The organism is Paraburkholderia sp. (genome assembly GCF_034668105.1).
Lineage (GTDB): Bacteria > Pseudomonadota > Gammaproteobacteria > Burkholderiales > Burkholderiaceae > Paraburkholderia.
The window spans coordinates 1-7674 of sequence record NZ_JAXDPY010000014.1 but is presented as its reverse complement, the minus strand read 5'-3'; the positions used below and the strand labels follow the sequence as shown (position 1 = coordinate 7674).

General features: G+C 67.6%; 8 protein-coding genes. All 8 read left to right on the top strand.

The genetic code is table 11. The annotated features are described in order from the left end of the window. Positions 1 to 732, top strand: a 732-nt coding sequence (locus QOC89_RS00690; RefSeq protein WP_323043261.1) for a hydantoinase/oxoprolinase family protein, incomplete at its 5' end; no start/stop codon positions are given. 16 nt (positions 733 to 748) lie between these two features. Continuing rightward, the gene (locus QOC89_RS00685; protein ID WP_323043260.1) at positions 749 to 2491 is read left to right on the top strand and encodes a hydantoinase B/oxoprolinase family protein; all 1743 of its coding nucleotides are present in this window, start codon (positions 749 to 751) and stop codon (positions 2489 to 2491) included. Continuing rightward, positions 2488 to 3627, top strand: a complete 1140-nt coding sequence (locus QOC89_RS00680; protein WP_323043259.1) for an FAD-dependent oxidoreductase — start codon at positions 2488 to 2490, stop codon at positions 3625 to 3627. The genes QOC89_RS00685 and QOC89_RS00680 overlap by 4 nt, the downstream gene beginning before the upstream one ends. Further along, on the top strand, positions 3614 to 3949 hold the full coding sequence (locus QOC89_RS00675; protein WP_323043258.1) for a (2Fe-2S)-binding protein: 336 nt from the start codon (positions 3614 to 3616) through the stop codon (positions 3947 to 3949). The genes QOC89_RS00680 and QOC89_RS00675 overlap by 14 nt, the downstream gene beginning before the upstream one ends. Then, positions 3939 to 5375 carry an NAD(P)/FAD-dependent oxidoreductase gene (locus QOC89_RS00670; protein WP_323043257.1) on the top strand — a complete coding sequence of 479 codons (1437 nt, stop codon included), beginning with the start codon at positions 3939 to 3941 and terminating at the stop codon, positions 5373 to 5375. The genes QOC89_RS00675 and QOC89_RS00670 overlap by 11 nt, the downstream gene beginning before the upstream one ends. A gap of 80 nt (positions 5376 to 5455) precedes the next feature. Next, positions 5456 to 6202, top strand: a complete 747-nt coding sequence (locus QOC89_RS00665; RefSeq protein ID WP_323043256.1) for a DUF969 domain-containing protein — start codon at positions 5456 to 5458, stop codon at positions 6200 to 6202. Between the two features lies 1 nt (position 6203). After that, complete coding sequence (locus QOC89_RS00660; RefSeq protein ID WP_323043255.1) at positions 6204 to 7154, top strand: DUF979 domain-containing protein; 951 nt, start codon at positions 6204 to 6206, stop codon at positions 7152 to 7154. A 185-nt stretch (positions 7155 to 7339) separates the two neighbouring features. After that, positions 7340 to 7674, top strand: a 335-nt coding sequence (locus tag QOC89_RS00655) for a porin (protein WP_323043254.1), incomplete at its 3' end; no start/stop codon positions are given.

The following is a 7674-nucleotide window of genomic DNA, read 5'->3' as shown; positions in this document are numbered from 1 at the left end:
CTCGCCGGGTTCGCACTCTACGCATTCGGCGGCGCGGGCCCGCTGCACGCGCTGGAAGTCGCGCAGGAGTGCGGGATCGGCACGGTGATCGTGCCGCAGGAACCGGGCACGATGTGCGCGCGCGGCATCCTGCTGTCCGACATCTCGTTCGACTTCGTGCGCAGCCGGATCGCGCTGATCGACGCGGGCACATGGCCATCGATCGTGGACGCGTTCGTCGGTCTGCATGCGCAAGCCGACGCATGGCTCGATCAGGAGGGCGTGAAGGCGGCGCAACGCAGCTTCGTGCTGGCGATCGACGCGCGCTACGTCGGACAGAATTTCGAAGTGCAGGTGGCAATGGACACGGTGGGCGCCGCGGATCTGGCGGCGTTCGAAGCAGGCTTTCGCGCCGCGCACGTGCGCGAATACGGCTATGACGTGCCGGGCCGCGCAATCGAGGTGATCAATTGCCGCCTGAAGGCAGTCGGCGCAGTGCCGAAGGCGCCGCTGACGCCTGCCGCCGCGAGCGGTGCCGATGCGAGCACGGCGCGCAGCGGCGAACGCGACATCTATCACGGCAAGCGTCACGGCTGGCAATCGACGCCGGTCTACGATCGCGCGCGGCTCGCGCCCGGCGCGACGCTGCAGGGGCCGGCCGTGATCGAGGAGATGAGCTCGACGACGGTCCTTGCTCCGACTCACGCGTTGCGTGTCGACGCCTACGGCAACCTGATCGTCCGGGTCGCCTGAACCACAAAGGTCAATCATGAATTCCACGCCTCTCACTGAAAACCAGCTCGATGCGCAGCAGGAAGCGCTCGCCGATCCGATCGAAATGGAAGTGTTCGCCAACCGGCTGCTGTCGATTAGCGAAGACATGAACAACACATTGGTTCGCTCGTCGTTCTCGACCAACATCAAGGAGCGTAAGGATTGCTCGGTCGCGCTGTTCGACGCCCGTGCGCGGCTCGTCGTGCAGGGCACGCAGATTCCACTGCACCTCGGCTCGCTGAACGGCGCGGTCAACGCGGTGCTCGCACACTATCCGGCCGATCGCATTGCGCCCGGCGACGTGTTCATCTGCAACGATCCGTATCTGTCGAACGGCAGCCATCTGCCGGATATCAACGTCGTCACGCCGGTATTCGCCGATGGCGAGCTGGTGTTTTTCGCCGCCAACGTCGGCCATCACGCGGACGTCGGCGGCACGGTGCCGGGCTCGATCGCGGGCGGCTCGCGCTCGATCTTCGAGGAAGGCATCCGCATTCCGGTCGTGCGCATCGTGCGCAACGGCGTGCTCGACGAAGAGATGCTGCGCGTGCTGTGCAACAACACGCGCGACCCCGAAGAGCGTTCGCTCGATCTGCGCGTGCAGATCGCGACCAACGCGCGCGGCGCACAGGCGGTCGGGGGTTTGATCGCGCAGATGGGCATCGCCGCGGTGCGCCGCTCGGTCGAGGACGTGATCGGCTATACGCGCCGGCGTCTGCTCAACCGGATTTCCGAACTGAAGCAGGGGGTCTATGCATTCGAGAGTTTTCTCGACGACGACGGACTCGGCGGCGGCGAGCCGGTGCGGATCGCGGTCAGCGTCGAAGTGCGCGGCGGCACGCTGCGCTTCGACTTCACGGGCTCGGGCAAGCAGGCGCGTGGCGCGATGAACCTGCCGGTGAATGCGTTGCATGCGTGCGTCTACTACGCGGTCAAGGCGTTGCTCGATCCGGAATTGCCCGCAAACGCAGGCCTTTTCGAACCGATCAGCATTTACGCGCCACTCGGCACGATCACCAATCCGGCGCCGCCCGCGGCGGTGGGCGCGCGCTCCATCACCGCGCAGAAGGTGGCCGGCGCGATCTTCGGCGCGTTTCGCGGCGTGCTGCCGGACGAGCGAATCATGGCGTCGTCCAATGACTGCTGCCCCGCGATCGTGTTTTCCGGTCCGCTGCGCTCGCGTCCCGGCTCGTTCGTCTATCTGGAGACGCTCGGCGGCGGCAGCGGCGCGCGCTATGACGTCGACGGCATGGACGCGGTGCACGTCCACATGACGAATACCTCCAACCTCCCGGTCGAGGCGCTGGAAAACGAATATCCGCTGCGCGTCGACGAATATGCGCTGATCGCGGATTCGGGCGGCGCCGGCCGCACGCGCGGCGGCCTCGCGATCGCCAAACAGATCTCGGCACTGGGCGAGGGCATCGTGTTCTCGGCGCGCTCGGACAGTCACGTGACGGGCGTGGCGGCGGGCGTCGCGGGCGGCAATGACGGCCGGCGCGCACGGCTCGTGAAGGAAGCGAACGGAGCGAGCACCGAGCTGTCGTCCAAGACCGCGAACATCGCACTGGCGGACGGCGAAAGCGTGCGCCTCGAAACGTCCGGCGGCGGCGGCTATGGCGCGCCGTTCGAGCGCCCGCGCGGGTCGATCGAACGCGACGTGCGCGACGGCAAGATCTCGCTCGAAGCGGCGCGGCAAGCCTACGCGTCCGCGCTCGCGCCGCAGGAGGCGCAGTGAGCACGCGTCAAAGCGCCCACACGCGCTTTGCCGTGATCGGCGGCGGGCTCGTGGGATCGGCCATCGCCTACGGGCTTGCGCGGCACAACGAGGACGTCGCCGTGTTCGACGAGGGCGACCTCGCGTTCCGCGCGTCGCGCGGCAACTTCGGGCTGGTGTGGGTGCAGAGCAAGGGGCTCGGCATGCCGGAGTACGCGGCGTGGACGCTGCGCTCGGCGTCGTTGTGGCCGCAGCTGGCGAACGAGCTGATCGAAGGCACGGGTGTCGATCCGCAGCTCGCGCAGCCGGGCGGGCTGCACATCCTGTTGTCCGACGACGAGTTCACGCGCCGCAAGGCGTTTCTTGAAAAGCTGCACGGGCAGCCGGGCTTTCCGAAGTATCCGTATCGCCTGCTCGACCGCGCGGAGCTGAAGTCGATGTATCCCGGCATCGGACCGGATGTGGTCGGCGCGAGCTACACGCAGTACGACGGACACGCGAATCCGCTGCGCCTGTTGCGCGCGCTGCATACCGCGTTCAAGCAGATGCGGGTCGTGTACCGGGCGCATCACGCGGTGGATCGCATCGAGCCGCTGGACAGCGGGTTCGCGATCCACGCGGCGGGCAGCCGCTTCACCTGCGAGCGCGTGGTGATCGCAGCCGGTCTCGCCAATGCGCGGCTCGCGCCGATGGTCGGACTCGACGTGCCGGTGCGTCCGCAACGTGGCGAGATCATCGTGCTTGAACGGATGAAGCCGTTCCTGCGCCATCCGATGCTGACGCTGCGTCAGACCGGCGAAGGCACGGTGATGATCGCCGAAGCGAAGGTGGAGGCGGGCTTCGACAAGAGCACCGACATGGGCGTACTGGGCGCGCTCGCGCGGCGTGCGGTGCGCTCGTTTCCCGCGCTGGCCGAGGCACGCGCGGTGCGCATGTGGGGCGCGCTGCGGATCCTCTCGCCGGACGGTTTTCCGATATATGGGCAGTCCGAACGGCATCCGGGCGCGTTCGCGGCGACCTGCCACAGCGGCGTGACGCTCGCGGGCGCGCATGCGCTCGACCTCGCGCCGCAGATCGCTTCGGGCGAACTCGACGCGGGCGTGCGCCCGTTCACGCCGCAGCGTTTCGCAGAAGGAGTGACTTATGTTCCGCATTAGCGCGCAAGCGGAGATACCGCTGCAACGCCGGACCGTGTCGATCATGTTCGAGAACACGACAGTCCGGGCGTTCGAAGGGCAGACCATAGCGCAGGCGCTCGTTGCCGCCAACGCCGGGCGCTGCCGCACCACGCCCGTGAGCGGCAGTCCGCGCGCGCCGTATTGCCTGATGGGCGTGTGCTTCGATTGTCTCGTCACAGTGGACGGCAAGCAGAACCAGCAGGGATGTCTTGTACCAGTGCGCGAAGGCATGCACGTAACGATCCAGCATGGTGAGCGGGTGTTGGCGCCGGAAGGTCGAGGAGAAGCCGGTGAGAACTGATTTGCATATCGAACGACACTACGACGCGTTGGTCGTGGGCGCGGGCCCGGCCGGCATGAGTGCTGCGTCGAGCCTCGCGGAGCGTGGCCTGCGCGTCGCGGTGGTCGACGAGCAGACCGCGGCCGGCGGGCAGATCTACCGCGCGGTCGGCGCGAGTCCGCTGCCGGCGCGCGGAATACTCGGCGAAGACTATTGGCATGGCGAAACGCTACTGAGGCGCTTCCTCGGGAGCGGCGCTGAGTATCTTGCGCAGACGACCGTCTGGCAAATCGATCGCATCGGCGAGTCGTGGCGCGTCGCGGTGTCGACGGCGGGTGAGTCGCGCCTGCTGTTCGCCGCGCACCTCGTACTGGCGACCGGCGCGCAGGAACGTCCGGTGCCCGTGTCCGGCTGGACCTTGCCGGGCGTCATGACGGTCGGCGCCGCGCAGGTGCTGCTCAAGACCACCGGCGCGGTGCCGCAGGGCGCGACGGTGCTGGCCGGCTGCGGGCCGCTCCTGTGGCTGTACGCCGCGCAGGTGCTGCGCGCGGGCGGCCGCATCGATGCGCTGCTCGATACGACGCCGCGCAGCCAGCGGCGCGCGGCCCTCAAATATATCGTCGACTTCCTTCGCAGCGACTACCTGAAGAAGGGCGTATCGCTGCTGATGGAAGTAAAGCGCCGCGTGAAGGTAATCGGCGATGTCGCGAGCTTCGCGGCGACGGGCGCCGACGCGCTCGACGGCGTGGAGTACACGCTCGCGGACGGCACGCGCGGCCGCCTTGCGGTCGATACCTTGTTGATCCATCAGGGCGTGGTGCCGAACGTGAATCTCTCGAACGCGCTTGGCTGCGCGCACGAATGGAACGACGCGCAGGCGTGCTGGCAGCCCGTGCTCGATTCGTGGCTGCAGTCGTCGCAGCCTGGCGTGTTTGTCGCGGGCGACGGCAGCGGCATCGGCGGCGCGCGTGCGGCCGAAGCGCAAGGCGAACTCGCGGCGCTGCAAATCGCGCATGTCGCGGGCGTGACGGGCGCCGCCGCGCGAGACGATGCCGCCCGCGCCGTGCGTGCGCGTCTCGCTCGCGCGCTGCGCGGCCGCGCCTTCTTCGAAACGCTGTACCGGCCCGCCGACGCCATGCGCATCCCGCGCGGCGACGTGGTTGTGTGCCGCTGCGAGGAAGTGACGGCGCAGCAGGTCGTCGATGCCGCCAGGCTGGGTTGCAGCGGGCCGAACCAGCTCAAGGCGTTCCTGCGCTGCGGGATGGGTCCGTGCCAGGGCCGCACGTGCGGACTGACCGTCTGCGAACTGCTGGCGCAGCAAAGCGGCACACCGGTGCGCGAACTGGGCTACTACACGCTGCGTTTTCCGATCAAGCCGCTCACGCTCGCCGAAATCGCGGCGTTGCCCGCGACCGGGGAGGGAGAGAGGTCCATCGTCACTGCGTAAGTCTCATCCGGGCGCCGCCGGTGCGACGCCTGCATTCATCAACCCGGTGGTCTCGAAGTAGAACGTTTCTGGAGGTGCAGATGCACGCAGCAGTGAGTTTGTGGCCGCTGGTCGGTGTCGCGGTCATCGTGGTCGGATTTGCGTTGCGCATCAATCCGATGCTGGTGGTCGTGGGCGCAACGGTCGTGACCGGGGTGCTCGCGTCGATGCCCGTCACGCTGATCCTGACGCAGATCGGCAATGGCTTCGTCAAGACGCGCAGTCTTCCCCTCATCATCATTCTGCCGCTGGCGGTGGTCGGTCTGCTCGAGCGCTACGGGCTGCGCGAACAGGCGCAGAACTGGATCTCGAAGGTGCGCGGCGCGACGGCAGGGCGTCTGCTCATCAGCTATCTGGCGGCGCGCGAGCTGTCGGCCGCGCTCGGTCTCGTCAGCCTGGGCGGCCATGCGCAGATGGTGCGTCCGCTGATCGCGCCGATGGCCGAGGGCGCCGCGATCAACAGGCACGGCCCGCTCTCCGACGAACTCAGGAACCGCGTGCGCGCCCTCGCCGCCGCGACCGACAACGTCGGGCTGTTCTTCGGCGAGGACATGTTCGTCGCGTTCGGCGGAATCATGTTGATGCACACGTTGCTCGCCGACATGAAGGTCGACGTTACGCCGGTCGCCATCGCGATGTGGGGCATTCCCACCGCGCTCGCCGCTTTCCTGATCCATGCCGTGCGCCTCTACCGTCTCGACGGCTATCTCGCACGCGCCGTCGATCCCGCCGCGCCACGCCGCGCGGCGGCGGTCACGGCGACGCCGTCCGAGTCGGAGGGACACTGAGATGATTCTGCGCACCGAATATTTCTACTGGCTCGCGGGTGTCATTCTCGCGATCACCGGCGTGCTGATCATGCTCGACCGCACGCACTCGCGCCGCTTGCCGAGCGGGGTGTTCTGGCTGATCTTCGCCACGCTGTTTCTCTTCAGCGACCGGCTGCCGCCCGTCGCCGTGGGCACGGCGGTGATAGTGGCGGCGCTCATTGCGGGATTCGGCGGCCTCGGACGCGGCAAGTCTTCGCTGCTGCCCGACGCCGAGCGCAACGCGAGCGTGCAGCGCCTCGGCAACTGGCTGTTCGTGCCCGCGCTGATCGTGCCGGCCGGCACGTTGATCGGCTCCGTCGCATTGGCGAAGCTCACGCTCGGTGGACTGTTCGTCTTCGATCAGGCGAACCCGACGCTTGCCGCGCTCGGCGTGAGCGTCATCATCGCGGTGCTGGTCGCGTGCCGGATCACGCGCGGCACGCCCGTCGAAGCGATGCGGCAGTCGCGTCATCTGACCGAGTCGTTGGGCTGGGCGCTGCTTCTGCCGCAGATGCTCGCCGTGCTCGGCTTGATGTTCGGACGCGCAGGCGTTGGAGAGGCGGCCGCGTATCTCACGCATACCTACGTCAACACGGACGTCAAGCTGGTCGCGGTCATCGTCTACACCTTCGGGGCGGCGATCATGACGATGATCATTGGCGGTGCGTTCGCGGCCTTCCCCGTGGCGATGATGGCGGTCGGCCTGCCGGTGCTGATCCACACCTACCATGGAAATCCGGCCGTGATCGCGGCGATCGGCATGTTCTCCGGCTACTGCGGCACGCTCGTCACGCCGATGGCGGCGCACTTCAACATCGTACCGGCCGCGCTGCTCGAACTGCCGGACCGCTACGGCGTGATTCGCGCCCAGGCAATGACTGCACTCCCACTGCTGCTGGCCAACGTCGTTCTGCTCTATCTGCTGATGTAGCGCAAGCCTCGCGCGCCACGCTCGCGCATCACGGCAAGAAGCGCGCAGCGAGCTGGCAGCGCGCTGCATCCGGCTGCCCAAATCCCACGCATGAGACACCTTCGCGCGGACGGTCCACCGCCCGCGCCGGGTGATGTCGCGCGGTTTTTTGTAGTTCCACTTATATGACAGGTCGGGGTTTATTCATGAAGAAGCATCTCTGTGCGCAATCCGCGGCGCTTGCATTCCTGCTGGGTGCGGCGAACCTGGCGCACGCGCAAGGCAGCGTCACCCTGTACGGCATCATCGACGAGGGTCTCAACTACATCAGCAACCGCGGGGGCGGCAAGGTCTTCAGCACGACGAGCGGCGTGATCCAGGGGAGCCGCTGGGGCGTGCGCGGCGTCGAAGACCTGGGCGGCGGACTGAAAGCGACCTTCATGCTCGAAAACGGCTTCGACGCGTCGACCGGCAAGCTGGGGCAGGGCGGTCTTGAATTCGGGCGCCAGGCCTGGGTCGGCCTGAGCAGCGCGCGGCTCGG

Coding starts and splice junctions, on each gene's coding strand:
- QOC89_RS00665 (WP_323043256.1), top strand. CDS start 5,456: ATGCACGCAGCAGTGAGTTTGTGGCCGCTGGTCGGTGTCGCGGTCATC.
- QOC89_RS00685 (WP_323043260.1), top strand. CDS start 749: ATGAATTCCACGCCTCTCACTGAAAACCAGCTCGATGCGCAGCAGGAA.
- QOC89_RS00675 (WP_323043258.1), top strand. CDS start 3,614: ATGTTCCGCATTAGCGCGCAAGCGGAGATACCGCTGCAACGCCGGACC.
- QOC89_RS00660 (WP_323043255.1), top strand. CDS start 6,204: ATGATTCTGCGCACCGAATATTTCTACTGGCTCGCGGGTGTCATTCTC.